This window comes from Nocardia australiensis (genome assembly GCF_020733705.1).
Classification (GTDB): domain Bacteria; phylum Actinomycetota; class Actinomycetes; order Mycobacteriales; family Mycobacteriaceae; genus Nocardia; species Nocardia australiensis.
The window spans coordinates 146,190-172,642 of the sequence record NZ_JAJFZM010000005.1; the positions used below are offsets into that span (position 1 = coordinate 146,190).

Consider the following 26,453-nt stretch of genomic DNA (forward strand, 5'->3'; position numbering starts at 1 on the left):
ATGGCGCGCCGACAGCCACATCTGGCCGGCGACGACACCGGCCTCTGCGTGCGGCGGTCGGGTCTCTCTTCATGGCCTTGAGCACCGCGATCAGATTGTGTTCCTCCACTCGGCCTCGGTCGACTTGGTGCGGGTCAGGATGTGGCCGGCGTATCGAACGGATGGTTGTGGAAGCGTTCGGCGTAGCGGATGTACCAGTCCAGAGCGGTGACGTCGGCGACGGTGGCCCGGTTGACCGCGGTGTCGGCGGATACGCCTTGGATCAGTTTCTTGATCGGGATTTCGAGGCGTTTGCCGGTGCGGGTGGTCGGGACCGCGGGGACTTCGAGGATTTCGTCGGGGACGTGGCGAGGGGAGACTTCGTGCCGGATCGCGGTGCGGATCTTGTCGGCCAGGGTGTCGTCGAAGTGGTAGCCGGCGCGTAGGACGATAAACAGCGGCATGTGGTAGCCGCCGTCCGGCAGTTCGGCGCCGATGACGAGGGCGTCGGCGATTTCGGGTAGGGCCTCGACAGCCTGGTAGATGTCGGCCGAGCCCATGCGGACCCCGCCGCGGTTGATGGTGGAGTCCGAGCGGCCGTGCACGATGCAGGAGCCGTCGGATTTCATCGTGATCCAGTCGCCGTGGCGCCACACACCTGGATAGTGGTCGAAGTAGGCGTCGCGGTACCGGTCGCCCCCGGGATCGTTCCAGAACGAGATCGGCATCGACGGCATCGGGGCGGTGATCACCATTTCCCCGACCTCGTCGATGACCGATTGCCCGGCGTCGTTCCAGGCCTGGATGTTTACGCCGAGGCAGGGACCCTGCAGGGTGCCGGTGACGACCGGGCTGAGCGGGTTGGCGCCGACGAAGGCGGTCGCGACATCGGTGCCGCCGCTGTCGGATCCCACGTGCACATCGGCGCCGACGGATCGGTAGATCCACCGCCAGGTGGTATCGGGAAGCGGGGAGCCGGTCGACATGACCGATCGCAGCCCGCCCAGGTCGAAGTCGGCCCCGGGCCGGGACCCGGCCTTCTCGCACAGCGTCAGATACGCCGCACCGGTACCGAAACGGGTCACGCCGGAGCGGGCGCAGATCTCGAACAGGTGGTCGGTGCGCTGGTAGGTGGGGCTGCCGTCGTAGGTGAGGATGGTGGCGCCCGTCGCCATCGCATCGACCAGCATGTTCCACACGACCCATGCGGTGCTGGCGGCGATGAACACCCGATCGCCGGCGCCCAGGTCATAGTGCAGCGCATTGGCTTTGAGGGCTTCGAGCAGGATCCCGCCGTGGGAGTGGACGATGCCTTTGGGCAGGCCGGTGGTGCCGGAGCTGTAGAGGATCCACAGGGGATGGTCGAACGGTACCTGTTCGTAGTGTGGCCGGGCATCGCCGGTCACGAGGTCGGCGTAGTCGAGTGCGTCGACCAGTTCGTCACCGGGACCGAGCCCGAGGTTGGTGACCAGGATGGTTTCGCGCACCGTCGGCAGGTGCCGGCGCAGTTCGGCCAGATTTTGGCGCCGGTCGATCTGCTTACCGTTGAACCGGTAGCCGTCCACTCCGATCAGTACCGTCGGTTCGATCTGCGCGAACCGGTCGGCCAGGCCTTTGACGCCGAAATCTGGTGCACAGCAGGACCATACGGCGCCGACGCTCGCCGCGGCCAGGACCGAGACGACAGCGGCGCCGATGTTCGGCAGGACGGCGGCGATCCGGTCGCCGGGCCGGATGCCGATCGCACGGAAGTGGGCGGCGAGGTTGGCGACCTGGGAGACCAGCTCGGCACGGGAGAGTTGCGCGGTGGTGCCGGTTTCGTCGACCGAGATGATGGCCGGGCCGGGCGCGTCGGCGTACCGCAGCAAGTTATCTGCCCAGTTCAGGCGGCTACCGGCGAACCATGCCGCGCCGGGCATGGCGTCGTCGGTGAGCACGGCCTGCGGTGGCACGGAGGCCAGCACGTCGAAGTAGTCCCAGATCGAGGACCAGAACCCTTCGAGGTCGTTGACCGACCACCGCCACAGTGAGGCGAAGTCCTCGGTGTGCACGTCTTTTTCGACCGCCAGCCACCGCTGGTAGTGGGTCATGCGGGCGGCCGCGACACGATCCGGCGTCGGGGTCCACAGGACTTCTCGGTCGGCCCCAGTCATTCTCGGTTTTCCTTTCCGCCGTGTCGTACCCGAGGCAGCGCATTCGCTGAGTGCTGCCCTCAGGCGGTGACCGGATCAGTGAGGGCTCAGCGGCACAGCACGGTGTCGAGCGCCTGGACGAGCGTGAGGGAGGGGTCGGTTACGGCCTCGGTGCTGCGCCAGGCGACGTGGTTGTCCGGGCGAACCAGGATGGCGCCGGCGTCCTGGATCTCGCGCAGCGTGCTCCATTCTCCTTGCGGATCCTGATAGTCCGAGCCGCCGCCGATCTTGACGACCTTGATCCGGATACCGAATTTCTCGGAGGCCAGCGCGGCGGGTTCGGCCCACCGGTCACCTTCCTCGGCGACGATGACCACGAAGCAGGCGTTGTTCTCGGTGAGATCGTGCGTCGAGAGCCGTCGGCTGTTGTGCTCGATCCAGGTGTGCGGCAGCCGGTGCCCGGGACGGGTGGTCGGCTGGTAGATCCTGCCCATCGGGTCCCGCGGCGGCGCATCGGTGCCGTCCGGAACCAGGGCACCCTCATGGTAAGCGAAGCCGATCTCGAGGTCGTGGGCCTGGAACTCGGTGCGCTGGGTGTTGACCACTTCCATAGCGCGGGCCCGGCGGGTCTCGCCCATCGGAGTGTCGGAGAAGAAATCTCGGAATACTTGGATCTGCGCTTCCAGCGGTTGCCCGGGGACCAGACCCAGCCCGGCGTCGATGACCATGTGATTGAGGAAGGTGAACATTGCCCAGTCGACGTTGCGCATCCCGACCAGGCGGCGCTCGGACTCGTAGGTGTCCAGCAATGCCGGTCCCGCCACGCCCTTCAGCACCGCGGCCAGCTTCCAGGCGAGATTGTGCGCGTCCTGAATGGCGGTGTTCAGGCCCAGGCCGGTGGTCGGCGGGTGCCGGTGAGCGGCATCGCCGGCGAGGAAGACTCGCCCGACCTGATATTTCTCGGCCAGCACACCTTCGAGGATCCAATGGCTCACCTTGTGGACCGTCATGTCGAGGTCGGGCAGTTTGAGCAGGTCCCGAATACGGGGAACGATGGCATCTTCGTCGAATCGGGCGGGATCGTCGGGCCGGAAGGTGAAGTGCAGGACGAACTCTTCGGAGTGCCTGCCCCAGGTGGGGCCCATCGCGGCCATCGCGCCGCTGTTCCAGGATCCGGCACCTTCGGGGTTGAGCAGCCAGGTGATCAGCACGTCGTCTTCCCACCACTCGGACAAGTCGGCGGTGAAGTGGGTGCTGACCATATCGAGGATCCCGGTGGGGCCCTGCATCTCCACACCGAGTTCGGGGCCCACGGTCTTGCCGCCGTCGGCGGCCACCATGTACTGGGCATGGACGGTGTAGGTCTGCTGTGCGTTCCGATCGAGGATCACCGCGTGGACACCGTCGTCGTCCTGTTCGAACGAGACCAGTTCATGGCCGAAGTGCAGCGAGTTCGGCGCCCGCTTCTCGGCGTGCTCACGCAGCAGCGGTTCGAGCCGGATCTGTGGGTAGTTGGTCGACGGGCACGGGCTGTCGACGGCGTACTCGCTGTCGAGCCGGCCCCCGCCGAAGGAATCCAGCGTGAAAAGGGTGCGGCCGTCGAGTTCGCCGTCACCGCCGAGCGAGGTCACCCACCTGGTTTTGCCCATGTTCTGCGGCGGGGTGCCCACGGCGTAGACCGAGTCGGCGACGTCGACCTGACGCAGCACCTCCATCGTGCGCTGGTTGAGATAGTGCGCCTTGGGCAGGTGGGAGGTGTCGGCGTGGCGTTCGACGAGATGGTGTTCGATGCCGTGTTCGGACAACAGGATCGACGTGGTGAGGCCGCACCCACCGCCACCGATGACGAGGACGGGAACGTTGATTTCAGACATGGTTATCCGCTTTCTCAGCGGCAGTGATGGGGTGCGGTCGTTGCGTGGGGGTGAACCGGTGCCGCATCTCGCCGATGACCTCGGCGCGGCTGATGAGCTCGTCGTCGAGGCCGATCAGTCGTCGCGGCTCGCGGGTGAAACCGATTCCGGCCGGTGTTCCGGTGAAGATCAGGTCACCAGGGCGCAATGCCACGATCGAGGACAGAAAGGCGACCAGCGCCGGCACCGAGAAGATCAGGTGTCGAGTGCGGGAGCTCTGCATTAGTTCGCCCGACAGGACCGTCGAGACCCCGATATCGTCCCGGTCGGGGAACTCTTCGGGGGTTACCAGCATCGGCCCGATGGGGGCGAAACCGGAGAAGGATTTACCGAGGTTGAACTGCTGAGGCGGCGGGCCGGACAACTGCAGGTCTCGTTCGGAGAGGTCCTGGCCCAATGTGAGGCCGGCGATATGGTCCCAGCCCAGGTCGACGGGTGTATGACGAGCGTGCTTGCCGATGACCGCGACGAGTTCGACTTCGAAGTCCACCGATCCGCCGGGGTGCTCGATGGTGTCGTACGGGCCGGTGATCGAGGCGGGAAACTTCGTGAACACGAACGGTGTGTCGGGCAGGGTCAGCCCGGACTCCTCGACGTGGTCGGCGTAGTTGACCCCCACGGCGAATATCTGGCCCGGCCGCGGGACCGGAGGGCCCAGCTCGGACGGCTGCAGGGGGCTCGCCTCGGTGGTATCGGCAGTCCGCGCCCAGGCGAGGAACTCCTCCCACCGATCGAAGATCTCCTGAGGCTGCGACGAGAAGCGCCCGCCGCTGGCGGCCTCGACGTCGACGACGGTGTCGCCCAGGACGAGTTTGAGGCGGCCGGATTGGTTTGCTACACGCATGAGGTGTCCTTCGCAGGATCGAGACTGAAAACTGTCGGCACGCGCGTACGGCTCAGCTGGTCAGCGTTGCCATCGGGTCCGGCAGGTCCGGGCTGGTCCGCAGTGCCCAGGCGTGTGTGGTGATCTGCCGGACCGGGGTGCCCTCGGCGAGCGCGGTACGCATCAGTTCCGGGGCGAACGAGACCCCGATGGGATTGTCGGCGTATTCCGGGCCGTTCATGTAAGCCGTGGCCTGGTCCGGAGTCGCGAAATTGTCGATCTGCAGCTCGACGAAGTTGCCGTCGGGGTCCTGGTAGTACAGCGAGGTAGTCACACCGTGCTGGATCGGCACCTTCGGCTCGATGCCCTTGGCCTTGAGCGAGTCGTACCGGTCGAGTAGATCGCCGAGGGTGTCGAAGGTGTAGGCGGTGTGGTGCATGCCGGCTGCCCCGGGATTCCTGGGCTCGAGCTGCACCGGGGCACCGAGAAGCGCGATGCGGTGGTGCTCCTCGTCGAAAGTGATGAAGCACAGCCCGTGTCCCTCGTGCACCACGTGCGCGTCCAGAACGGTGCAGTACCAATCGCGCATTTCTTCGAGTCGGCTGGTCTGCAGCACGACGTGCGCGAACTTCGGTGTGGCGGTCATCGATGAGCTCCTTTGCGAATCAGGACGCGGTTGCGCACGTCGTTGTGCGCCACCGCTTCGCGGTGTGCGACGCAGCATCGTCGATGCGACCTCACCGCTATATGTGATAACGTCCACCACGTCAGGTTGTGGTGTGCATCACGTAAGCGCTGTCACAATTCCAGCCGATCTCCCTCCGAGTCGCCACTGGCTGCGAACCAGGAAAGGCCAGAAACATTGGTCTGCAGACCAAACGCGGACACTCGAAGGGGAGCTGGGTGAAAGGTGTGAAGTGCCGCATTGGACGTGCGGATTGGGTCCGAGCCGCGCAGGCGGACCCGAGCCGGAGTGGTTCGGTCCCGAAGCTGAGCGAGTCCGGGCCACGCTCGGGCCCGGTGCCGTGCAGTGGGCGGTGGAGGTCGGCGAGAACATCACCGCCAGAATCGCGCAGGCACTGCCGACGCTGCGCGAGGGCGCTTCTGCGGTCGAGGCGGTGCTGCGTGCCACGACCTCGACCGCCCTGCAAGCCCTTACGCTGGTCGCCGGTATGGGCGAGCAGGACACCACCCTGGCCAGCCGGGAGGTGACCGAGATCGCCGGGGAGTTCGTACGCCGCGGCATGGAGCTCAACGATTTACTGCGCGCGATTCGCGTGGGGTACGCGGTGCTTGCCTCCGCGCTGTTGGACGGTGCTTCCGAACTGCTTCCGAAGGACCGCAGCGGCGCCGAGCTCCGGCGCATCTCGATCTTGCTGTTCGAAGAGCTCGACGACTTCACAGGTGTTGCGGCCTCGGCATTCGTCGAGGAGCAGAGCTCGTGGGCAGCCGGCGTATCGGCCGCGCGCCTGGAACTGGCAACCAAGATCATCAACGGCGAGGCGGTCGACCCGGCTCGCGCATCCCAGGTACTGGGCTATCCCGTCGGTGGCGAACACTTGGCGATGATCGCCTGGAGCGCCCCGCATTCCCGCCACGATCTGCGCAGTGTTGTCGAGCCTGTGCTCCGGCGCTGGGGAACGCCGACCGCCACTCTGGTTATTCCGGTGGGTGTGCAGGCGCTGGGCGTGGGGCTCGGTCGTACCGGATCCCTTGCGTCCGCTGAATCCTTCGGTGCCCGACCTCGAGGAGACCTGGGTGGTGACCGGAGAGCTCGCTTCGGGTATCGACGGATTTCGTTGGAGCCACCAGGAAGCCCGCGCGGTCGAGCGACTCGTGCGAATGCGTGAGCGGCGCCGCGGCGCCGTGACCGCCCATGAAGACGTCGCCCTGGAAGTGCTGCTGCTCGCCGACCCCGAGGCCGCCACTCGATTTGTCGAGCGGGTTCTCGGTCCACTGGCTGCTGAAGACACCCGCATGGCCGATCTGCGCTCGACACTGCGTCGCTACCTCGACATGGACCACGGTTTGGCCCGCGTCGCCGCGGCGGAGCACATCTCGAAGAACACAGTGACCTACCGGGTGCATCAAGCGCTGGCGCTGTGCGGTCACAGAAGGTCGTCGACGACGAATCTGCGCGCCGCATTGAGTATGCATGATTGGATGCACCGGCCCTCGTCCGAGCCGCGGTAGCGGGCTCGGCCACTTCGTTCGTCTGCGCGGCGGTTGGTTCACAGACCAGAATCCGGTGCGAAGACTGTGCCGGGCACCAGTGCGATCCGGGCCACTACTGCGTTCTACTTGTGGTGTAGGACACAGCCAGGCGGTGATGCGGCAGCAGCCGACGTGACACCCGCCGGCATTCGACTCCTTTCCCATGGCTGATGGCGTGTGCCGCGGTTCGATAGAAGAAGGTGCCCTTTGAGTTCGGTACAGCAGACTTTCAAGGATGTGATGGCAAGTGTGGCGGCCCCGGTTGCCGTCGTGACCTCCATGAACGGTGTATTGCCCGCGGGTACCACCGTCAGTGCGTTCACGTCGTTGTCGATGAATCCGCCGATGGTCCTGGTGGCGCTGGACAGGGGATCGGAAACCCTGGCTCACATCACGAGCACGGATATGTTCGGACTGAATGTGCTCGCCTGTGCACAGCAGGACACCGCTCTTGCCTTCGCGAAGAAGGGCGGCACCGGCAAATTCGAAGGTATCGGCTGGGACCTCGACCACGGCTTGCCACGGTTACACGATGCCGCCGGCTGGGTCGCGTGCCGCTCGGAACGTTTCGTCGAAGGCGGTGACCACGTGATCATGCTGGGTGCAGCTATCGCCGCCGAGCACCGCGACTGTGATCCCCTGACCTACCGCCTCCGCACTTTCGGCACGCATTCCTCCTTCACCACCGTATAGCCGGCCCGCTGCACCCACCTCGTCGCAACCGCGAAGTGTCCGCAGCAATACCCACCCGGCTCAGCACAACCACACCTGCAGAAAGGCTCGCTATGACAACGTCGTTCAAGCCTCGGGCCACCGGTCCAGCGACGTGGTCGACCCTCGTCGACGGCGTCTGCGCTCTCGGGGCCGGTGAACTGGTCATCCTGCACCACGACGGACGGTTCGTGCTCGTTGGATGCGCGGGTACGGCAACGACACTGCAAGTTGCCTTCCTCATCCGCCACAGCACCGGTTTCTTGCAGGTCGCGCTGCACGAAAGTGACTGCGATCGGCTGCTTCTGCCGGAGGCGACGCCGAGCACCCGCGACATCGTTTCTCCCTGCCACGGCCAGTGCGTCGCCGTCGATGCCGCCGTCGGTGTCACCACCGGGATCTCGGGCGCCGATCGGGCGCGCACCGCGCGAGTGCTCGCCGACCCGGCCTCGAAACCGGACGACCTCAGCAGACCCGGGCACCTGGTCCCGGTGCGCGTCAATCCTGACGCCTACCAAGGGCGTCACGCTCCGGCCGCGGTGGCTCTCGCACTCACCGACGCGGCGCATCCCGAGTTCTCGGGTGCGCTTTTCGCCGATCTCGAAGGGATCGAGGATGCTACCGATCTCGCGCATGCCGGAGACGCCGAACTGATCGCCGCCCGATACGGCATGACCCTGGTGTCTTCGGCGACCTACTAGTCGATCATCTCGTCGGCTCGTTGCCGGACCGGCCCGATCGCGCTCCTCGCGCATGGGCCGGTGGAGCCGAACTCTCCCGGCGCAACTTCGTTTCATCCACCACATCAGAAGGCAAGGAAGCCATGACGATCACCCCGAATGAGCTGCTGAACCGCGTCCGTGACCTGGTACCGGCTATCGCCGAGCGCGCTCAGAAGACCGAAGAGAACCGGGCGCCGCTGGACGAGACGATCACCGACCTGATCGAGTCGGGAGTCCTGGCGACCCTTACACCGAAGCAGTACGGCGGACTCGAGTTCGGCCTGGACGTCGCGGCCGATATCGTCCGCACCCTCAGCGCGGCATGTCCCTCGACGGGCTGGGTCACCTCCTTCTACATCGGCGCGGCGTGGCGGTTGAACATCTTCACCGAGCAGGCCCAGCGCGAGGTCTTCGCCGACAAGCCCTACACCCTCACCGCCGGCACCGCCGCCCCGTTGAAGCAGGTCGAGCAGGTCGACGGCGGCTACCGCATCACCGGCCAGACCGCCTGGAACTCCGGTTCGGTTCACGCCGAATGGTTCACCTTCGCGGGCCTGGGCACCGACGAGTCGGGCAATCCGGCGCCGTTGTGGTTCCTCGTCCCCCGTTCCGATGTCAAGATCCTCGACACCTGGTACATCTTCGGGATGTCGGGCACCGGCAGCAACGATGTATCGGTGGACAATGTGTTCGTGCCGGCGTACCGCACCGGCCCGTTCGCGCTCGCCCTGGCCGGCAAAGCCCCCGGTCAGCTGCTGCACGACAACCCGATGTATCACTTGCCGTTCCTGCCGTTCGCGATGGCCGAAGTCACCCCGGTCGTGGTCGGCGCGATGCGGGGCGCCGCCGAAGCCTTCGTCGAACGCACCAAGGCCCGCCAGGGCACCCTCAGTCAGGAGAAGGCTTCCGGCAAGCAGGCCGCGCAGATGCGCCTGGGCCGGGCACTGGCCGCCGCGGACACCGCGGAGACCCTGCTGCACTCGTTCTTCGAGCGGCTGACCAGCGAACGGCCCGAGCGCGCCGAACCCTTCGACCGCGCCGAGATGAAACTCAAGGCCGCCTTCATCACCGATCTGTGCCGCAACTCGCTCAACGACATCGTCCGCGGCATCGGCGGCGACGGATTCCGGACCTCCTCCCCGATCCAGCGCTTCCACCGCGATCTGAATGTTCTGGGTGTCCACGCCTTCCTCGACATCGACACAGCCGCCGAGACCATGGGCCGGTTCACCCTGGACCTGCCCGTCTCCGACCCACTGCTGTGACCGTCCGAGCACGAATCGAACGAGGACAACGATGACCGTTCCCACCGTCGGCGGCTTGGACGAGCAGGCCATATCGGTTCTGTTCACCGATGCGCGTACGGCCAACAGCTTCGCGCCCACCCCGGTGAGCGATGAGGAACTCAGCACGATCTGGCACCACACCCGGTGGGCGCCCACTGCCGCCAACTGCCAGCCGATGCGCGTGCTGTTCGTCAGGACCGCCGAAGCCAGACAGCGGCTGATTCCGCATCTGAGCGAGGGCAATCAGGACAAGACACGGTCGGCGCCGGCCACCGCAATCCTCGCGCTGGACACCGATTTCCACCAGCGCCTGCCACATTTACTGCCCTTTCGCCCCGAAATGCGCGAAGTATTCGACGCCGACGACGAATTACGCACGAAGACAGCGCATTTTAATGCCGCTCTACAGGCGGGCTATTTCATTCTCGCCGTGCGTGCCGCAGGGCTGGCAGCGGGACCGATGGCCGGATTCGACAACAACGGGATCGACGCCGAATTCTTCGCCGGCACCACCTGGCGTTCGATCCTCGTCGTCAACATCGGCCACCCCGGCCCAAAACCTTGGTTCGAACGCCTTCCGCGGATCGACCCCCGCGAAGCGATCGACTGGGCCTGACCCCCGGCCGCCGGGCCCGGCTGCGACATCGTCCGGCCTGTCGGCCACACCATCGACACCCCTGAGCGAGCTCACCATGACCAGCAGCACCAGCACCTTTCCCAGCGAACTCGAGATCACCCGTAACCTGCTCGAAGCCGCCGATACCGATTTCGCACGATTCTTCGGTTATTTCTCCGAGGACTGCACCTTCCGCATGGGCAACAACGACACAGTCCGGGGCCGCTCGGCCATCCAGGACTGGGTTGCCATGTATCTCGGGGCGGTCGCCGGAATGAGCCATTCGATCATCGAGGAGTGGCCCGATGGAGCGGTGACCGCTCTGCGTGTCGCGGTCACCTACACCATGAACGACGGCACCGAGTTCACCCTTCCCGCCGTAACCCGCACTCGAATCGAGAACGGGAAGGTCACCGAATACCTGATCTTCATGGACCCCAGCCCGGTCACCGCCGGTCGCTGACCGGCGAATACCCCTCCTCGCCGGTCGAGGCCGGCCACTGCCCACGACACCTGCCGTTGCGGCCCGAAAACCGACCCCGCTGATCCTGTCGCCCACGGGTCGTAGAACCACGGCACATTCTTTTCGAACGGAGCATCATGACCCACCCCACCGGCCGTCCGCTGGACCCCAGCGTCACCGGCACCCAGCCTGCACCGGAGAACCTCGACGAGAAGGTCGACACCTCCTACCGGCGTTCGGTACTGATCTCGGGGGCGGGGCCGGTGGGCATGGTCCTCGCGCTCGAACTCAGCCTGCATGGGGTCAAGACCACCCTCGTCGAGCAGAACCCGCAGACCACGCGCTTTCCCAAGATGGACCTGACCAACGCGCGCAGCATGGAACTGCTGGCCCGCCTCGGATTGACCGAGGAGATCCGGACGGCCGGAGTAGGCGCGACCTACTCCCACGACGTCGTGTTCTGCACTTCGATGGCCGGCCGCGAGGTGGGCCGGTGGAGCTATCCCAGTGTGGACCGGATGTCCGACTGGATCGCCTCCCGCAACGACGGCACCACTCCGGCACACGCCTGGCAGCGAGTAACCCAGATCGAGGTCGAGAAGCTGCTCATGCGGCGCTGTCTCGCCGACGACAACATCGAGGTCCTCCGTCCGTGGCGAGTCAGCGAGGTCGCCCACGGCGATGACGGTGCCACGGTCAGGATCGTCTCGCCCGTCGGCGGCGCCGACCACACCCTCGAAGCGGACTACCTAATCGGCTGCGACGGCGCCGGTTCGGTCGTCCGGCGGGCCATGGGCCTGCAGATGGAGGGCGAACGCGGAGTGATCACCTTCTGCCAGGTCCACTTCAAGTCCCGCGACCTGGCGACCCTGCACGCCCACGGCCAGTTCTGGCACACATTCTTCGTTGGTGGCGGAGTCGGGGCCATTATCGCCCAGGACGAGCGCGACACCTGGACCCTGCAAACCAGCGCTATCACCGACGGCGTGCGCACCGAGGACATCGACAAGCAGCAACTGCTGGATGCGGTCTGCGGTAAGCACTTGGAGGTCGATGAGGTCCTGCAGAGCAGCGTCTGGCAGGCCAATGTCCTGGTAGCCGACCGCTACCGCCTCGGGCGGTTGTTCGTGGCCGGCGATGCCGCCCATGAAGTCATTCCGACCGGCGGATACGGTTTGAACACCGGTATCGCGGACGCGGTGAACCTGGGCTGGAAACTCGCCGCGGTGATCAACGGATTCGGCGGTGACGGTCTCCTCGACAGTTACGAGGCCGAACGGCGCCCGGTCGCCCTGCTGGCCCGGGACTGGTCCTTCCGGCATTTGAATGTTCACGTCAAGGCTCAGGAATTGGCCGATAGGGAACTCATCGAATCCGACACTCCCGCTGCCGAAGCCCACCGCCGGGTCCTCGCCGAGTACTTCGCCGCCAACACCGGCGAACACGAGAGCTACGGAGTTGAGATGGGCTATCGGTACCACTCCCTGGTGGTCGCCGACGACGGTGAAGAGAGTCCCGACCCCGATGTGTCCACCTACGTTCCGACAACCGTTCCCGGTGCTCGTGCTCCGCACGCGCGTCTCCCGGACGGTTCCTCGCTGCTGGATACTTATCGCGATACCTTCACCCTGGTGAGCTTTGCCGGCGCCGAGGTAACCCAGGAGCTGCAGGCGGTGGCCGCGGAAGCAGGGCTCTCCCTGCGGGTGTTCGACCTCCAGGATCAGACGGCGCGAAAGATCTATGAGCGTGATCTGGTGCTGGTCCGCCCCGACGGTCACGTCGCCTGGCGAGGTGACCGACTGCCGGAGGACGTGCGAGCACTGCTGGCCACTGTCACCGGGCGTAGTTCTCTGGCGGCGGCTGCCTGACGACGGCTTCCGGATGCCGGAGTGGGTGCGATCGTGGGCATCCCCGATCGCACTCTTCAGCAGATACATCGCCGACATCGGCAGCGACAGTAGGGAAATCAGATCATGGCCGAACAACGGTCCCGCCCGTCCGCGTTTCCAGGCTTGCGCGGGAGAAAAACCAGAAGGAAAGAGGGGATAGATCGCCCCATCGAAACGACGCCGGGCAAGGTCTGCGACGACTCCCTCCACCAGTCGTGCTGCAGCAATGCGGAAACTGCTCCGGTGCTGGACTCGGGTCGTCGGCCGGGAATGGCCCGACGACAGCTGTTACGCACGAGCGTGATCGGCGGGGTCGGCGCCGCAGGTGCCGGACTCCTTGCCAGTTGTGGATCTGCGAACACCACCGGCCCCTCCGAGGCCAGCAGGATGACCCCGATACCCGACACAGGTGTTCACCTGGTCCTACTCGGCACCCGGGGCGGATTACCACCCGGACCGGACCGCGCGGGCATTTCTTCGGTCCTCGTCGTGGACGGCGCCGCATACGTCATCGACTGTGGGTATGCCTCCGCGATGCAGTATCAACGCGCCGGCCTGAAACGGCAGGCTCTGCGCAATATCTTCATCACACACCTGCACGCTGATCATGTCGCGGATTATTACAACATGATCATGCTCGGTGCGGTCACCGGCCTGCCGTATCTGGACGTGATCCCCGAGCGCGTGAGGGCATACGGCCCGGGTCCGGCCGGAGCGCTTCCGGCAGCTTTCGGCGGGAAGGAGGTCCCCACGATCGGCCTTCCCCAGCCGACGCCCGGAATCACCGAGCTCACCGACCACTGTCACCAGGCATACGCCTACAGCCACAACATCTTCATGCGTGACGCCGACATGCGCGATCCGCGTACGCTGATCGAACCCCACGAGATCGCAGTACCCGCCAACGCCTCCGCCGTCGGTGAGACTGCCCCTCGCGTCGTCCCCTTCACGGTGATGGAAGATGATCGAGTCAAGGTGACGGCAACTCTGGTGCCGCACGGACCGGTGTTCCCCTCGTTCGCTTTTCGCTTCGACACCGATCATGGCTCGGTAACGTTCTCGGGAGATACGAAGAGGTCCCAGAATCTCATCGATCTCGCCCGCGGGAGCAGGGTGCTCGTACACGAAGCGATCAGCGATCCAGCGGAAATCGGCCTGCCTGCCCCGATTCGCGATCACATGCTGAAGTCTCACACCCTGGTATCGGAGATCGGTAGCATCGCGCACGAAGCGGATGTGCCACGAACGGTGTTGTCACACATCGGCGATTTCACCGGTGAGGTGGACGTCGAAAAGTGGACACAAATTGCCCGAGCCGGATACTCGGGGGAGGTCACTGTCGGGAGCGATCTCAGCAGTCTGACCTTGGAAAAGGGTCGCGCGAACTGATCTCTACCCATTCGCCACAGCGGACCGGATGGGCCAGCCGGCCGAGAGGGCGGCCGTCCTGGCGATGTCGAAGCTCTGCTCGCCGATCTGGCTGACGCATCCCCAGATCACGTCGTCGACGAGACCGGGATCGAGTCCGGTCCGCTCGACGAGGGCTTGCAGGACGTAGGCGGACAAGTCTGCGGGGTGCACACTGGCCAGTCCGCCGTTTCGCTTGCCGACGGGGGAGCGGACAGCATCTACGATGACGGCTTCACGCGTCATGATTCCTATCGAAAGAGATTGATCTCGGATATCAGCCCTTGCCGGGGCAGCACCCGAAGTCGCTTCGCATCTGTTTGCGTGTTCGTCAAAACCAGGACGAGCGCATCTCGACTGTCGTTCTGTCCAAACTCTTCAAGAGTTCGAACTGTGTGGTGGTGGTCGGTAGCTCGTAATTGTAGAAGTACCGGGCGGCCTGTCGTTTGCCCTCGTAGAAGTCGCCAGCTTTGCCTCCGGCCGCGAGTAGCTGCTCGATCCACATCCACGCGATGACGACATGCCCCACGGCTTCAAGGTAGATCGACGCGTTGGCCAGGCCCTCTTCCCGCTTACCTGCATCGAGAAGTAGTTGCGTGACCGACTCAAGGGGTTGCGTCGGAGTTGTCGAGCTGGTCGCCAAGCTGAGCGAGTTCCCCGCCTCGGATGCGAGCGGCGTCGATGGTTGAGTGGATTGTGCCGATCAGCAGACGAAGTCCCGCACCGTTCTGCATGGCCATCTTGCGACCAAGCAGGTCGAGGCCTTGGATTCCGTGTGTTCCCTCATGAATCTGGTTCAGGCGGTTGTCGCGGTAGAACTGCTCGACATCGTAGTCGCGGGTGTAGCCGTATCCGCCATGAACCTGAATCGCGAGGTCGTTGGCACGAAGGCACCACTGAGAGGGCCAACTCTTCGCGATTGGAGTCAGCACATCCAGCAGTAGCCCAACCTGGTGCCGGTGTTCGACATCGTCCGTTGTTTCCTGTTCGTTGGCTAGGTTCGCACAGAATAGCCCGAGTGCGAGCGCGCCTTCGACATACGACTTCTGGGCGAGCAACATTCGCTTGACGTCCGCATGTTGAACGATCGGCACCGGTTTCGAATCCGGGTTTCGGTCGCCCACCCCACGACCTTGGGTTCGGGTCGTAGCGTAGTCGACGGCCTGACGGTAGCCGGCGTAGCCGATGGCGGTCGCAAGGAAGCCAACTCCGATGCGGGCCTCGTTCATCATGTGGAACATGTAGGCCAGACCGCGATGGGGCTCCCCAACGAGGTAGCCGATCGCGCCACTCGCACCACGGGGTGGTGCGCTCCCTCGCCGAAGTTCAACAGCGCATTGGTAGTTCCACGATTGCCCATCTTGTGGTTGAGCCCCACCAGCGAAACATCGTTTCGCTCGTCCAGCGTGCCGTCGGGGTGAAGGAGGATCTTCGGCACGATGAAAAGGGAAATACCCTTCACCGAAGATTGCATCGATCAGCACAACCGGATACACACGTTCCAGCGGCCGTGACTGCCATTCATTCATTTCGCCGACAACCCTGCGGTTATCTTCGAAATCAACTCACGCGACACCTCCATATCGTAGATTTCCGATAAATGCTTCTGGATCTCCCCGGTCGTCAAACCCCTCGCATACAGCGAGATGATCGACTCATCGAAACCCTCCACTCGCCGGGAATGCTTCGGAACCATAACCGGTTCGAATTCCGATTTCCGATCTCGCGGCACATCGATACGCACCGAGCCGACATCGGTGTGCACCGTGTTCTGTGACCGGCCGTTGCGGTGGTTCCCGTCTCCACCGACGGTCGGGTCGCCTTTGGAATATCCCAGGTGTTCGTCCATTTCAGCGTTCAGTGCCGCTTCCGGAACAGTTTTCGTGATCTGCGACAGCAAACCACCCGGGCCTGCCAGCGATACCCCTTCTTTCCGGGCTCTATCCACCAATTCCTGGGCAATCCGGACATCCAGACCGTCCGTCACCGACGACTCCTCGGCCGCCGGGACCGACTTCTCCGACACGATGATCCCTTCCGCTGAGACAGGTCGCCTCAGCCTCTCCGATCACCGTCCCGCCCACAAGATCACTGACAGATCCTGCGGCGGAGAAGGATTCGAGTTGCCGATGGTCTGATGATTGGGAGTCTGGCCAAGTCCAAGATGGATCGGGCTCAGTTGAACAGCGACAACCTTGAGGAATCGTCAACCGAGCCCGACCTCGGATCGAGGGGTAGTGCAACGGACCGGCGGATCGAAGCACTGAGGCGTCGCTGGCGTCGACCGTCGAGTACATCTGGGATGTTCTGTATGGCGTTCCGATGAGTGGCCAGGTCATAGCGCCCACCGCATCCTGCGGATGCGACGTCCGGTCGGTTCCTGGCACCGTCTTGATACCCGACACGCTCTCTGCTAGCGCCTCGGGCGCGTCATCTCGGTTCGCTTCGCGCACTCTTGGTCAGCTGCCCCGAAGGGTCTCCTCCTCCCGGCGGCAAGTAGCTCGACCTGCTGATAGCGGTCCTAGGCGTGCAATGCTGGGTGCGTCCTCGGCGAGTGGACTGCCCCAACTTGGGTAGAGGCTGCAGCACCGGAGCCGCAACATCTCGTTCGATGCTCGGGCTGTGCACAGCTGCTGAGCTGGTCTCTCACGCGACCAACTAAGAAACTTCACCTATCCCGATGACTTGTAATATTTTCTGCCATTTCTTTACATGACAATGGTTCTGTGCGATGGTTCACGTCATGGTCAATTGGAGCCCCGAGGTCCCATACAACGAACTTCCGCCCCCACCCACGGCGGATGAACTCGAGACGAAAGCCGTGCTCAAGGCGGCGATCGGTGCGAACGCGGCACTGGCTCAGCTTGACCAAGCTGTTGTGTCGATCCCGAACCCCACAGTGCTGATCAACACCATCCCCTTGTTGGAAGCACAGGCAAGTTCCGAGATCGAGAACATCGTGACGACGACCGACGCGCTGTTCCGGCATCTGGAGGACGACGCGGGTGCGGACCCGGCAACGCGGGAGACATTGCGCTACCGAACTGCGTTGCGGGTCGGATTCGAGACGACTCTCGATCGTGGCCTCACCGCTACCACGGCCGTGGCGGTGTGCAGCACGATCAAGGACCGAGAGATGAAGGTCCGTGCGATGCCGGGAACACGGATCGGTAACACGGCTACGGGAACTGTCGCCTACAGTCCGCCAGAAGGCCAAGATCTGATCATCGAGAAGCTCAGCGAGTGGGAGCGGTTCGTCCACGCTGATGATGGGATGGACGCCCTTGTCCGTATGGCGGTGGCGCATTACCAATTCGAGGCGATCCACCCATTCAGCGACGGCAATGGCAGGGCGGGCCGAATCCTCAACGTGCTCATGCTGGTAGAGGCGGGGCTGCTGCGGCTGCCCGTGCTGTACCTGTCCCGATACATCATCGACACCAAACAGGACTACTACCGGCTCCTGCGCAGTGTGACCGCCGAGGGCGCCTGGGAAGAGTGGATTCTGTACATCCTGACCGGAATCGAGCGGACGTCGCGCTCGACTCTGCGGAAGATCGAAGACATTCGCTCGCTCCAGGATGATTTCAACAAGCAGGCCCGTGAAGCCTCGAAGGGCGGTTCCAACTCGGAGTTGCAGTTGATCCTGTTTGAGCAGCCTTACTGCCGGATCAAGACCGTGGTCGAGCGCTGCAAAGTCTCACGACCGACCGCGACCGCTTGGCTTCAGGATCTCGTGACGGCAGGCCTGCTTCAAGACCTGAAGATCGGTCGCGACCGGTTGTTCATCAACCGCGAGTTCCTGGAACTGCTGGTCAGGACCGAACCCACGGGCTAAAGGCATATGGAAAGAAACTTCGCACGTGGGCCAGATGTGTGAAGTTTCGGCCCAAGACTTTGTGTATGACACCTCAAATTGTCGTTCGTGCCTGGTCAGCTGCCCTAGATGTCTGGAGCGGCATCGACGTGCGTCAGCCATTCGGAGTGATACCGGAGGCCGACGTGAGGTAGCGCCGAAGCGGACAACAGCTCTCGCCGACGCACCGTGTTGTCGCGACCCGCGCTGTTTGGTTTGGTCTGGGCACGGTGAGACAGGCGCATCGTGATCCGTTAGCGCGCGTACGTTCCGGCGAGAACGATCGGTCGGGTGAACCTGCAGCATATGCCACCATCCACGGCTCGCGGTGACCCCTCACACCGCCGAACGGGACGCGACCCGTAAGCCAGCCGCTACGGCGTGTGCGGGCCGTCTTCACCGTCGTTGTCCTGTAGCTCGTCCCCGCCCGGCCACATGCCCGGGTCGATCGCGACAGACCCAGGCGGGACGATGTCCGATCTCTTCAACATGGCCAACCTCGTGACCAGGCCCGGATTGTCCGCGAGCACGTTGAGCACCGATCTCAGCTCGGGCGACCAGGACGGCAACGCCTCCACCCGCTGCAGCCACGCCCACGGCGCGCTCGAATTGCCCTGTGCCAACGCATCCGCCACCAGAGACTGCAACCCGGGACCTATATCGGAGCCCGTCACAATCGGCGGATGCGCGCGACTGCACTCCTCGGCCACCACCGCGTTGACAGCGGCATCCTCACTCAAACGGTTGGCTTCATCGACGGTGGCTTCGCTGACTGACCTCGGCCTCCAAGAACTGGCTGGCCAACGTCAAGAACGTGCGCACGTCGACCAGATGAAAACCCTGCCCGGCGTCTCTGGCCATCTCCTGCACCAGCTCAGGTCGAGGCCCCACCACCTTGCCGTTGCGGTGCACCCAGTCCGGCTTCATCTCATTGGTGATCAGCAGTACCTGCTTGTTGCGCCGCTTGGCTTCCTGCATGGTCTGGTGCCACACCAGGAAGTCGCCGATGGATCGGTCACCCTTCTTCTCGTCTGGAGGGTAATCCAGTCGTCCGTGGTGGCGAAGCGGATGCGCCCAACGTCTGGGCGGTGAGGCGAGTGCCCGCGAGGAGTTCGGTCCAGGTGGCTTACCTCGGAATGGAACTCAGAGATGTGGCGGTGTCGACGACAGGCGGCGCCAGTCGGCGAGGGATCGCCACTGTTCGGCTGTCCTCACGTTCTGTCCGCCGGGTTGCGCGATTCCTACCTGCTGGATGGAAGGATCTCCGCCCTGGCTCGATCAGGATGTCCATGGTCCTCGACGTTATCCAGCAAACATTCCGTGTTGCTGAACTGTGTAAAGACCCTGTGTCAGAGGGTGTGTGAGGAAGCCCTCGTGCACGCGGATGGCTCAGTTGCGCCGATTGTGCGTGGTAGAGCACTGGGCGAAGTTCACTCGAACACGCGGGAGCGTCATTTATGGCGTAGATGTGTGCTGCGAGGGGCGCTTCCGGTGCATGTACGCCACGACAGGGTGGTTGCGGGCGAGTCCGGAGGGGAACGAGTGGGTGATCGAGCACGTATTCGCATCAAATTTGATGCGAATACGTGCTCGAGTAATGCGCGAGAGGGAACTTGAACCCTTCGGTACGGCAGATTTGGCTAAACCATGTGTTCGATGACATCTAACATAGGTAGCCTTTGCGGTGAATTCCACGTTCCCACGGAGTCTCTTTCCAGAAGCGATTGCAGTCCAGTATCTTTCATCTCGACGGGACTGGCCAGCGCCGTGTGCGCGACCGCTGCCCGCTGATCGAGGTCGCGGTCGTCAGTCCGCTTACCATTGCGATCGGTATGACAAGGACGCATCTCGGGGCTGTACCTGTCAGTCATCGGGGCCAGCGGACAATCGCGGCGATGGTGAGTTCGGCCTGAAAAGGTGGGCAGTACGCTTTGCATAACGAGTGGCCATGTCACCGAACTGTTTGAGCCGGTTGAAGCAAGACGTTAGGGTGCTGCTGTCCGGAACTCTCAGCATGAACTCCAGAGGCGACTTGCCCGAAAGGATCAGCTGTGACCAGTTCTCCAGCCGAGCTCATGCGGCGCAATCTTCTCGATGTCTTCAACGAGCCGGACTCGGTTCGTCGCGCTACGGCTGCCGCCGAGACCTATGCCGAGAATGTGGTGTGGCACGAACCGGACCGAAAGGTGCACGGGCGCAAAGACCTCGAACGTCGCGCCGAGGAGTTGCGGGCCGAGAATCCGGACTGGGCATTCCGGACCGCGGGCCCTGCCGTGGAACTCGACGACATCGGCCAACTCGCCTTCCACTATGGGCCCATCGGTGAACCGCCGGTGGTTAGCGGCATGGACATCGCCCGCACCGAGGGCGGAGTGATCATCGAGTTGTACACGATCGTCACCGAAATCCGTCAGCCGTCCTAGATCGCGGCCGCGGTCTAGGACGGGCCGTGTTCTCAGCCGTGGTCGAGTGCGCCGACGAGACGGGCCAAGTCGCGGCGGTGGGAGCTGGCCCGCCAGCTGGCCCATGTTCTGCGGATGAGGGGGTTCCCGGCGAGCGGGAACCAGGTGTCGGGGATCGGCTGCGACCAGTCCGGCGGCGCGAAGGTGAACGCGCCGAGCCCGCCGACCCGACCTCGACGCTGCGCGGACCCGCCGAGGTGCCTGGTCTACGGCCGCAGCCGCCCGGACGACGAAGTCGCCGCTACCGGCCCGATCACCCTTGACGACCTGCACGCCCTCTTCCCCGGCTTCTGACCACAGTCCACCCGTCCGCCGGATAGCAGGCGACACATCCTGAGAACACCGACAAGGAGGACCGATCATGACTACTCCGGCCTATTTCGGCAAGTACGAGAACCTGGCATTCGACCGCACCGACGACGGCATCCTGACGATGCGTTTCCATACCGACGGCGGCCCGATCGTCTTCACCGGGCAGACACACGAGGACCTTCCGCACGCCCTGGAGGAGATCGCACTGGACCCCGACAACAAGGCGATGGTCCTCGTCGGCACCAGTGACGTGTTCATGAACCAGATCGACGGCCCGAGCCTCGGCGAGATCTTCAAGCCGCAGGCGTGGGAGAAGGCCCGGGCGGAGGGTCTGAACGTCCTGCAGCGGCTGCTGTCGCTGCCCATGCCAGTGATCGGCGTGGCCAACGGGCCGGCGACGGTGCACTCGGAGTACTTGCTGCTCACCGACATCCACGTCGCATCCGAGCGGGCCACCTACGATGACTACCCGCACCACGCGTTCGGCATCACCGCCGGCGACGGCCTTCAGGTCGTCTGGGAGGAGGCCGTGGGCACCGCCCGCACCAAGTGGCTGCTGTGGACCGGCGAGACCATCGACGCCGCCACTGCCCAGCAGTGGGGTGTGGTCAACGAGGTCGTGACCCACGACCGGGCATACGTCCGCGGTCTCGAGCTCGCCCGCAGCCTGGCCGGCAAGCCGCGCCTGTACCGGTCGCTGCAGAAGCAGACCCTCAACCAGCGCCTGCTGCGCCGGATCGTCGAGGGCGTGCCCTACGGCATGGCACTCGAAGGCCTGACCGCCGCCGACCTGGCGTACCAGCAGTAACCCGAAACCCGTTCAGCACCAGCGCTATCGATCTACGGGAAGGAAGAGGAGAAAAAGTATGCCGAAGAATAAGGTGCTCGTGACCGGTGCCAGCGGTCTGCTGGGAGTGGCGGCGGTCGAGAAGTTCCTCGACGCCGGATGGGATGTCATCGGCGTCTCCCGCCGCCGCCCGAAGCTGCCCAGCGGCAGGGACATCCAGTTCCTGCCGGTCGACCTGCGTGACAGGCAGGCGTCCCACGCCGCGTTCAGGCAGCTCACCGATGTCACCCACATCGCCTACACCGCCATCTACGAGAAGCATGAGCTGGTCCAGGGCTGGTCGAGCACCGACCAGATAGCCACCAACAACGCGATGCTGAGCAACGTGCTCGACCCGATCATCCACGCCGCCAGTAGTTTTCGGCACATCAGCATCTTGCAGGGCACGAAGATCTACGGCGTCCACCTGCATCCCATCCCGATCCCGGCCCGCGAGCGCGACGCCCGGCACGACCACCCGAACTTCTTCTTCGACCACGAAGAGCTGGTCGCGCGGATGGGCAAGGAGCACGGCTTCACTTACACCGCGCTGCGTCCGCAGCTGGTGACCGGCCCGACTCCCGGTGCGCTGAACGTGATCCCGGCGATCGGCGTCTACGCCGCCATCCGCCGCGAGAAGGGCGAACCGTTCGCCTTTCCCGGCGGCCCGTCCTTCGTGTGGGAGGCCGCGGACGCGAGCCTGGTCGCCGACGCCATGGTGTGGGCAGCGACGGCACCGGCAGCCGCGAACGAGGCCTTCAACATCACCAACGGCGACGTCTTCGAGTGGCGCAACCTCTGGCCGGGTCTGGCCGAAACGCTCGGCGCCACAACCGGTCCGGACGAGCCGACCAGTGTCGCCGCTTATATCGCCGAGAACGTCGGCGTATGGGACCAGATCGTCGAGAAGTACGGCCTGCGGTCCCGCGACCTGTACGAGCTGGTCGGCCTGGGGGACCAGCACTTGGACTTCGTCGTTGCCTACGGTGCTCCCGCTGGTCCCGTGGCGTTCGTCAGCACCATCAAACTGCGTCAGGCCGGATTCAGTCGCACCCTCGACACCGAGGACGCGTTCCGTGGCGCGCTCCAGTCCCTCATCGACGACAAGCTTCTGCCACCGGTCGCATGATCACACCCGCCACCGGGCCACGAAAGGACTCTCAATGACCGTGTCAAGCCGCGGCAGCGACTGGAACCGGGTTGTCGAGGGTGAATTCACGACCGTCGCGCAGCAACGCCCACAACACGTCGACGAGACGCCGAGCTAGGGCCAGGAGGGCTTGGGTATGGATCGGGACTGCCCCGGATCTGATTGACTCGCGGGTTGTTGTGGTTTCAGGCCGCGAGTGAGGCCTGGTTCAGGGTCTCATACGCGGAGGAGGATCTATGGCAGGTGATCGGCGCGTGGTGTTCGTGATGTTCGACGGCATGAAGATGTTGGATGTGACCGGACCCGCGGAGGTCTTCGCCGAGGCGAACCTCCTCGGCGGCGTGTACAGCCTGGCGTATGTGTCCATTTCGGGCGGCCCGGTGGTCACGTCGAACGGGATGGAGGTTGCCGCCGATGCGGTCGCCGACTGCGGGGATTCCGATTCCGTGGTGGTCGCCGGCGGGGACTGTCTCGTCGAGCGTCCTGTCCCGCCCCCTCTGATCGCCGCGATCGAGCACCTACGGCCCCACACCCGGCGAATGGTGTCCATCTGTACCGGGTCGTTCGCGCTCGCAGCGGCCGGAGTGCTGTCGGGCCGCCGGGCCACCACTCACTGGCGCCATGCGGGGCTGCTGGCTCGGACCTACCCCGATGTCCAGGTGCAACCCGACGCACTGTTTATTGAGGATAACGGTGTCTTCACCTCGGCCGGCGTGACGGCCGGCATGGACCTCGCGCTCGCACTGGTCGAGCGCGACCACGGCGCGGACCTCGCTCGCGACGTCGCACGCAACCTGGTCATGTTCATGCAACGGCCCGGGAGCCAGTCGCAGTTCTCCGCGCCGCTGCAGGTCCGGCCCCCGCGGACCCCGGCCCTGCGGACCGTTGTCGATCTGATCTCGGCGCAGCCCGCGCTCGACCACAGCATCAACTCACTGGCCGCCCGTGTGGGCGTCGGACCACGGCATCTGGCGAGGCTGTTCGCCGGCGAGCTGGACACCACTCCGGCACGGTATGTCGAGCGAGTGCGCCTCGACCACGCCAAGGTGCTGCTGGACGCCGGCCACACCGTGTCGGCAGCTGCTCGCGCGGCAGGATTCGGTAGTTCCGAGACTATGCGCCGTATCTTTGTGGCACGTTTCGGTGTCTCACCCAGCCAGTATCGCGACCGATTCGGCACCGCCGATGTCGGCTCACGGCCTCACGGCACCTTGGAGGACTGACATCCACAGGTCCGGATCCGTGGGGTACCGGTCGGTCTGAGTGGTGTCCACCGGTGAATTCGGCGACAACACTGGGAGCTGTCAATTGGACAGATGGACCAGGAGTTGCGAATGTCAGAATTCATTGCCGGGGTGCTCATCCCCGAGACTGACCTCGTGCACGACGCGACTGAAATCGTCCTGCAGGCCGCCGACGAGACGCTCTACAACCACTCACGCCGGGTGTATCTGTGGGGTTCATTGAAGGTTGCCGCACGCGGACTGGATCTCGATCCCGAACTGGCTTACGTGGGAAGTCTTTTCCACGACCTCGGACTGGTGTCGACCTACGCCGACAAGACCCGGAGATTCGAGCTCGACGGCGCCGAGGCGGCACGGAGTTTCCTTCTCCGCCACGGTCGTTCGGAGCAGGAGGTCCGCGACGTCTGGCTGGCGATCGCATTGCACACCACTCCCGAAGTGCCGCACCATCTCGCACCGGAGGTTGCGGTGGTGACGCTGGGCGTCGAAACCGATGTTCTGGGTTTGGGTCTCGACGAGATCACCGATGCGCAGCGAGCCGAGGTGCTGGCGGCGCATCCGCGACCGGACTTCAAGAACAAGATCCTGCGGGCCTTCAATCGAGGGATGGCCGACCGTCCCGATACGACATTCGGAACGATGAACGACGACGTCCTGGCTCATTTCGATCCGACCTTCGTCCGCCAGGATTTCGTCGACATCATCCGCAACAGCGCATGGCCGGAGTAATCGACATCGCGACAGACAGGACTGAACCGTCGACTTATCTATTCGCAGCGGTTCGTGGGCGGGGTTCGCTACCCCGTAACGTCCCGCAGGTGACCGGGCGGGGTGACTCGTCAACTGTCTGTCGCCGGTGTGGCTGACTTGCTCGCGATATGTCCACCGCCCGTTCACGGTCTGACTCGACAGAGGTATGACGCGGACGTTCTGTGGACGGTCTGTGGTTACGGAGGAATTGTCGAACGTGGTGCAGGCCCGCGGCGGGGCCGTTAGATATTCGCCGTCTACCTGCGGGTTTTATATGCGACCTCGTCGAGGCGATGGTGTCTTGTGTGGGTCACTAGTGAACCCATTTGCGGATCGATCGCATCACCCAATGATGGCGGAAGCCATTCGAAGTTGTGAGCGAAGGGGAATTCGCAGCGTTGCGGCGGCGATTCGGCGCCGCAATCGCGGGGGCAGTCCGGCGAAGAGTGTTCGCATCGCATCGACGGTGCCGCGCAGATCGGTTCGGCCGGATAGATAGGCGTGCTGCAGCTCCGGAGGCAACGCGAAGAATGCGTCGAAGAAGAGCCGAATATCAACGGGTGGAAGGTCGAGTAGTGCGCGTAGTCCGGCAATTCGCAGCGCCCGCACCGCACGCGCGGTCACCGGCCACGCCGACGCTCCCGCCGCGACGGTATCGGCGGCCGCGAGCGCCGCGGCGACGCTGTATCCGGTGGCGGGATGGGTGAAACCGCCCGCCGCGCCGAACCTGCTACGTCCGGGCCGCCCGCCCTGCACCGGGAAGCGCACCCGCTCGACCGGTTCGCTGCCGCTGAGTTCGATGCCACGCGACCGCAATCGGTGTTCGAGCCGGTCTTGCAGTACCGCGCCGTCAAGCGCGGGCCGCCCGGCCAGACAGGTCTCCTCCAGCAGCATCGCGTCGCCACCCAAGGGCACCGCGTACAGAAATGACGGCGGCGCGTCCGGGTGTGCGCCATTGTCCGGGCGCCAATCCATGAACAGTGTTTCGCTGCGGTCGGCCGCGACTATGACACCATAGGCGGTCTGTTCGGCCAGCGCGGGCGAGCGGCCGATGCCACGCGCGTCGATGATCCGCGCACCGCGCACCTGCGCGCCGGAGCGCAGTCGCACCGAGCCACGATCGATACCGATGACCCGATCGGCGATCACTCGAGCACCGTCGACGCCGAGGCAATCGTGCAGCCGCATAGTGTCGAGCACGGTGTACCTGCGTTCGATCCGATGCGAATCACTGCCCCAGGCGGTCGGCCGATCCACCGCCACCGCCACCGCCGCCGGGTCCAGCCATCCCGGCAGCTCGTCCTCCCACGCACCGTAGGTCGCCGTCCAGTACCGATCCGGGAATGGATCGATAGCCGTGACCGAAAGGCCATGGGCGAGGCAGCGATGTGCCAGCGCTCGTCCTGCGGGACCGAGCCCGCACACAATGACATCCGCGGTCACGCCGTGCCTCGCGTCGTACACCGCCAAAGTGGTCGCCGCATCCGTGCGCCTCACTGCCTTTCGTCGGGTGCGTTGCCGCCGAGTCTAGTTCCGGCCACGCCTGTCGCCTGCGTCCGGTAACAGTTCGCCGAACCGGCGGTGATCCTTTTCATAAGTCTCGGCGACGCGGAACCGATCCGTCGTGGGTCCCTGGCGAGTTCGATCCGAAACCTCCAGGCAGTGACCGGTTTCGACGGCTGGAGCGGAGGCAGTCGC

General features: G+C 64.5%; 23 protein-coding genes and 3 pseudogenes. 16 read left to right on the forward strand and 10 right to left on the reverse strand.

The window, feature by feature from the left end; genetic code table 11:
• Nucleotides 1-134: 134 nt before the first annotated feature.
• The 4 genes from LKE06_RS22975 to LKE06_RS22990 all read right to left on the reverse strand — a co-directional run bounded on the left by LKE06_RS22975 (nucleotide 135) and on the right by LKE06_RS22990 (nucleotide 5,493).
• On the reverse strand, nucleotides 135-2,132 hold the full coding sequence (locus tag LKE06_RS22975; RefSeq protein ID WP_228001431.1) for an acetoacetate--CoA ligase: 1,998 nt from the start codon (nucleotides 2,130-2,132) through the stop codon (nucleotides 135-137).
• An 86-nt stretch (nucleotides 2,133-2,218) separates the two neighbouring features.
• Nucleotides 2,219-3,985, reverse strand: coding sequence for an FAD-dependent oxidoreductase (locus tag LKE06_RS22980; RefSeq protein WP_228001432.1), 1,767 nt, complete (start codon nucleotides 3,983-3,985; stop codon nucleotides 2,219-2,221).
• On the reverse strand, nucleotides 3,978-4,868 hold the full coding sequence (locus LKE06_RS22985; RefSeq protein ID WP_228001433.1) for a fumarylacetoacetate hydrolase family protein: 891 nt from the start codon (nucleotides 4,866-4,868) through the stop codon (nucleotides 3,978-3,980). Before LKE06_RS22985 ends, LKE06_RS22980 begins: the two co-directional genes overlap by 8 nt.
• Before the next feature lie 52 nt (nucleotides 4,869-4,920).
• Nucleotides 4,921-5,493 (reverse strand): VOC family protein, encoded by a 573-nt coding sequence (locus LKE06_RS22990; protein ID WP_228001434.1) that lies wholly within the window; start codon nucleotides 5,491-5,493, stop codon nucleotides 4,921-4,923.
• Nucleotides 5,494-5,764: 271 nt separating this feature from the next.
• Here LKE06_RS22990 and LKE06_RS22995 point away from each other — a divergent pair, with 271 nt between their 5' ends.
• The 9 genes from LKE06_RS22995 (at nucleotide 5,765) to LKE06_RS23035 (ending at nucleotide 14,137) form a co-directional block, all read left to right on the forward strand.
• Nucleotides 5,765-6,697: an RsbRD N-terminal domain-containing protein gene (locus LKE06_RS22995; RefSeq protein WP_228001435.1), complete on the forward strand. Its 933-nt coding sequence runs from the start codon at nucleotides 5,765-5,767 to the stop codon at nucleotides 6,695-6,697.
• Nucleotides 6,690-7,040 carry a helix-turn-helix domain-containing protein gene (locus LKE06_RS23000; RefSeq protein WP_228001436.1) on the forward strand — a complete coding sequence of 117 codons (351 nt, stop codon included), beginning with the start codon at nucleotides 6,690-6,692 and terminating at the stop codon, nucleotides 7,038-7,040. Before LKE06_RS22995 ends, LKE06_RS23000 begins: the two co-directional genes overlap by 8 nt.
• Nucleotides 7,041-7,301: 261 nt before the next feature.
• Nucleotides 7,302-7,754: a flavin reductase family protein gene (locus tag LKE06_RS23005; protein ID WP_228001531.1), complete on the forward strand. Its 453-nt coding sequence runs from the start codon at nucleotides 7,302-7,304 to the stop codon at nucleotides 7,752-7,754.
• A 92-nt stretch (nucleotides 7,755-7,846) separates the two neighbouring features.
• Nucleotides 7,847-8,473 carry a 3,4-dihydroxy-2-butanone-4-phosphate synthase gene (locus LKE06_RS23010; RefSeq protein ID WP_228001437.1) on the forward strand — a complete coding sequence of 209 codons (627 nt, stop codon included), beginning with the start codon at nucleotides 7,847-7,849 and terminating at the stop codon, nucleotides 8,471-8,473.
• 122 nt (nucleotides 8,474-8,595) lie between these two features.
• A complete protein-coding gene (locus tag LKE06_RS23015; protein WP_228001438.1) occupies nucleotides 8,596-9,759 on the forward strand; it encodes an acyl-CoA dehydrogenase family protein in 1,164 nt (387 codons plus the stop codon).
• Between the two features lie 31 nt (nucleotides 9,760-9,790).
• Entirely contained in the window at nucleotides 9,791-10,396 is a 606-nt protein-coding gene (locus tag LKE06_RS23020; protein WP_228001439.1) for a malonic semialdehyde reductase, read from the forward strand.
• Between the two features lie 76 nt (nucleotides 10,397-10,472).
• Nucleotides 10,473-10,859, forward strand: coding sequence for a nuclear transport factor 2 family protein (locus tag LKE06_RS23025; RefSeq protein ID WP_228001440.1), 387 nt, complete (start codon nucleotides 10,473-10,475; stop codon nucleotides 10,857-10,859).
• 137 nt (nucleotides 10,860-10,996) lie between these two features.
• Complete coding sequence (locus LKE06_RS23030; protein ID WP_228001441.1) at nucleotides 10,997-12,727, forward strand: FAD-dependent monooxygenase; 1,731 nt, start codon at nucleotides 10,997-10,999, stop codon at nucleotides 12,725-12,727.
• A 264-nt stretch (nucleotides 12,728-12,991) separates the two neighbouring features.
• Nucleotides 12,992-14,137, forward strand: coding sequence for an MBL fold metallo-hydrolase (locus LKE06_RS23035; protein ID WP_228001442.1), 1,146 nt, complete (start codon nucleotides 12,992-12,994; stop codon nucleotides 14,135-14,137).
• A gap of 30 nt (nucleotides 14,138-14,167) precedes the next feature.
• Here LKE06_RS23035 and LKE06_RS23040 read toward each other — a convergent pair.
• The 3 pseudogenes from LKE06_RS23040 to LKE06_RS23050 all read right to left on the reverse strand — a co-directional run.
• Nucleotides 14,168-14,401 (reverse strand): annotated as a pseudogene (locus LKE06_RS23040) (thiolase family protein); the annotation flags it as partial.
• A gap of 85 nt (nucleotides 14,402-14,486) precedes the next feature.
• Nucleotides 14,487-15,617 (reverse strand): annotated as a pseudogene (locus LKE06_RS23045) (acyl-CoA dehydrogenase family protein); the annotation flags it as partial.
• A gap of 1 nt (nucleotide 15,618) precedes the next feature.
• Nucleotides 15,619-16,181: pseudogene (locus LKE06_RS23050) on the reverse strand (transposase); the annotation flags it as partial.
• 717 nt (nucleotides 16,182-16,898) lie between these two features.
• Here LKE06_RS23050 and LKE06_RS23055 point away from each other — a divergent pair.
• Complete coding sequence (locus LKE06_RS23055) at nucleotides 16,899-17,993, forward strand: Fic family protein (RefSeq protein ID WP_228001444.1); 1,095 nt, start codon at nucleotides 16,899-16,901, stop codon at nucleotides 17,991-17,993.
• 392 nt (nucleotides 17,994-18,385) lie between these two features.
• Here LKE06_RS23055 and LKE06_RS23060 read toward each other — a convergent pair whose 3' ends face one another.
• Together LKE06_RS23060 and LKE06_RS23065 are read right to left on the reverse strand one after the other, a co-directional pair.
• Nucleotides 18,386-18,751: a hypothetical protein gene (locus LKE06_RS23060; protein ID WP_228001445.1), complete on the reverse strand. Its 366-nt coding sequence runs from the start codon at nucleotides 18,749-18,751 to the stop codon at nucleotides 18,386-18,388.
• A 10-nt stretch (nucleotides 18,752-18,761) separates the two neighbouring features.
• On the reverse strand, nucleotides 18,762-19,058 hold the full coding sequence (locus LKE06_RS23065) for a PIN-like domain-containing protein (RefSeq protein ID WP_228001532.1): 297 nt from the start codon (nucleotides 19,056-19,058) through the stop codon (nucleotides 18,762-18,764).
• A 1,004-nt stretch (nucleotides 19,059-20,062) separates the two neighbouring features.
• Between LKE06_RS23065 and LKE06_RS23070 the strand changes: the two genes are divergently transcribed.
• The 6 genes from LKE06_RS23070 (at nucleotide 20,063) to LKE06_RS23095 (ending at nucleotide 24,734) form a co-directional block, all read left to right on the forward strand.
• The gene (locus LKE06_RS23070; protein ID WP_228001446.1) at nucleotides 20,063-20,434 is read left to right on the forward strand and encodes a nuclear transport factor 2 family protein; all 372 of its coding nucleotides are present in this window, start codon (nucleotides 20,063-20,065) and stop codon (nucleotides 20,432-20,434) included.
• 114 nt (nucleotides 20,435-20,548) lie between these two features.
• Complete coding sequence (locus LKE06_RS23075; protein ID WP_228001447.1) at nucleotides 20,549-20,767, forward strand: hypothetical protein; 219 nt, start codon at nucleotides 20,549-20,551, stop codon at nucleotides 20,765-20,767.
• A 67-nt stretch (nucleotides 20,768-20,834) separates the two neighbouring features.
• A complete protein-coding gene (locus tag LKE06_RS23080) occupies nucleotides 20,835-21,593 on the forward strand; it encodes an enoyl-CoA hydratase/isomerase family protein (RefSeq protein ID WP_228001448.1) in 759 nt (252 codons plus the stop codon).
• 58 nt (nucleotides 21,594-21,651) lie between these two features.
• Nucleotides 21,652-22,740, forward strand: a complete 1,089-nt coding sequence (locus LKE06_RS23085; RefSeq protein WP_228001449.1) for an NAD-dependent epimerase/dehydratase family protein — start codon at nucleotides 21,652-21,654, stop codon at nucleotides 22,738-22,740.
• Nucleotides 22,741-22,997: 257 nt separating this feature from the next.
• A complete protein-coding gene (locus tag LKE06_RS23090) occupies nucleotides 22,998-23,984 on the forward strand; it encodes a GlxA family transcriptional regulator (protein WP_228001450.1) in 987 nt (328 codons plus the stop codon).
• A 111-nt stretch (nucleotides 23,985-24,095) separates the two neighbouring features.
• Nucleotides 24,096-24,734: an HD domain-containing protein gene (locus LKE06_RS23095; RefSeq protein ID WP_228001451.1), complete on the forward strand. Its 639-nt coding sequence runs from the start codon at nucleotides 24,096-24,098 to the stop codon at nucleotides 24,732-24,734.
• A gap of 363 nt (nucleotides 24,735-25,097) precedes the next feature.
• Here the strand turns inward: LKE06_RS23095 and LKE06_RS23100 are convergent, their stop codons facing one another.
• Nucleotides 25,098-26,252: a lycopene cyclase family protein gene (locus tag LKE06_RS23100; protein ID WP_228001452.1), complete on the reverse strand. Its 1,155-nt coding sequence runs from the start codon at nucleotides 26,250-26,252 to the stop codon at nucleotides 25,098-25,100.
• Nucleotides 26,253-26,453 lie beyond the last annotated feature (201 nt).

What these genes read in the sequence shown, in the direction of transcription:
- LKE06_RS22975 (WP_228001431.1), bottom strand. Translation starts at nt 2,132, where the DNA reads ATGACTGGGGCCGACCGAGAAGTCCTGTGGACCCCGACGCCGGATCGT.
- LKE06_RS22980 (WP_228001432.1), bottom strand. Translation starts at nt 3,985, where the DNA reads ATGTCTGAAATCAACGTTCCCGTCCTCGTCATCGGTGGCGGTGGGTGC.
- LKE06_RS22985 (WP_228001433.1), bottom strand. Translation starts at nt 4,868, where the DNA reads ATGCGTGTAGCAAACCAATCCGGCCGCCTCAAACTCGTCCTGGGCGAC.
- LKE06_RS22990 (WP_228001434.1), bottom strand. Translation starts at nt 5,493, where the DNA reads ATGACCGCCACACCGAAGTTCGCGCACGTCGTGCTGCAGACCAGCCGA.
- LKE06_RS23000 (WP_228001436.1), top strand. Translation starts at nt 6,690, where the DNA reads ATGCGTGAGCGGCGCCGCGGCGCCGTGACCGCCCATGAAGACGTCGCC.
- LKE06_RS23005 (WP_228001531.1), top strand. Translation starts at nt 7,302, where the DNA reads ATGGCAAGTGTGGCGGCCCCGGTTGCCGTCGTGACCTCCATGAACGGT.
- LKE06_RS23010 (WP_228001437.1), top strand. Translation starts at nt 7,847, where the DNA reads ATGACAACGTCGTTCAAGCCTCGGGCCACCGGTCCAGCGACGTGGTCG.
- LKE06_RS23015 (WP_228001438.1), top strand. Translation starts at nt 8,596, where the DNA reads ATGACGATCACCCCGAATGAGCTGCTGAACCGCGTCCGTGACCTGGTA.
- LKE06_RS23020 (WP_228001439.1), top strand. Translation starts at nt 9,791, where the DNA reads ATGACCGTTCCCACCGTCGGCGGCTTGGACGAGCAGGCCATATCGGTT.
- LKE06_RS23025 (WP_228001440.1), top strand. Translation starts at nt 10,473, where the DNA reads ATGACCAGCAGCACCAGCACCTTTCCCAGCGAACTCGAGATCACCCGT.
- LKE06_RS23030 (WP_228001441.1), top strand. Translation starts at nt 10,997, where the DNA reads ATGACCCACCCCACCGGCCGTCCGCTGGACCCCAGCGTCACCGGCACC.
- LKE06_RS23055 (WP_228001444.1), top strand. Translation starts at nt 16,899, where the DNA reads ATGGTCAATTGGAGCCCCGAGGTCCCATACAACGAACTTCCGCCCCCA.
- LKE06_RS23075 (WP_228001447.1), top strand. Translation starts at nt 20,549, where the DNA reads ATGAGGGGGTTCCCGGCGAGCGGGAACCAGGTGTCGGGGATCGGCTGC.
- LKE06_RS23080 (WP_228001448.1), top strand. Translation starts at nt 20,835, where the DNA reads ATGACTACTCCGGCCTATTTCGGCAAGTACGAGAACCTGGCATTCGAC.
- LKE06_RS23085 (WP_228001449.1), top strand. Translation starts at nt 21,652, where the DNA reads ATGCCGAAGAATAAGGTGCTCGTGACCGGTGCCAGCGGTCTGCTGGGA.
- LKE06_RS23090 (WP_228001450.1), top strand. Translation starts at nt 22,998, where the DNA reads ATGGCAGGTGATCGGCGCGTGGTGTTCGTGATGTTCGACGGCATGAAG.
- LKE06_RS23095 (WP_228001451.1), top strand. Translation starts at nt 24,096, where the DNA reads ATGTCAGAATTCATTGCCGGGGTGCTCATCCCCGAGACTGACCTCGTG.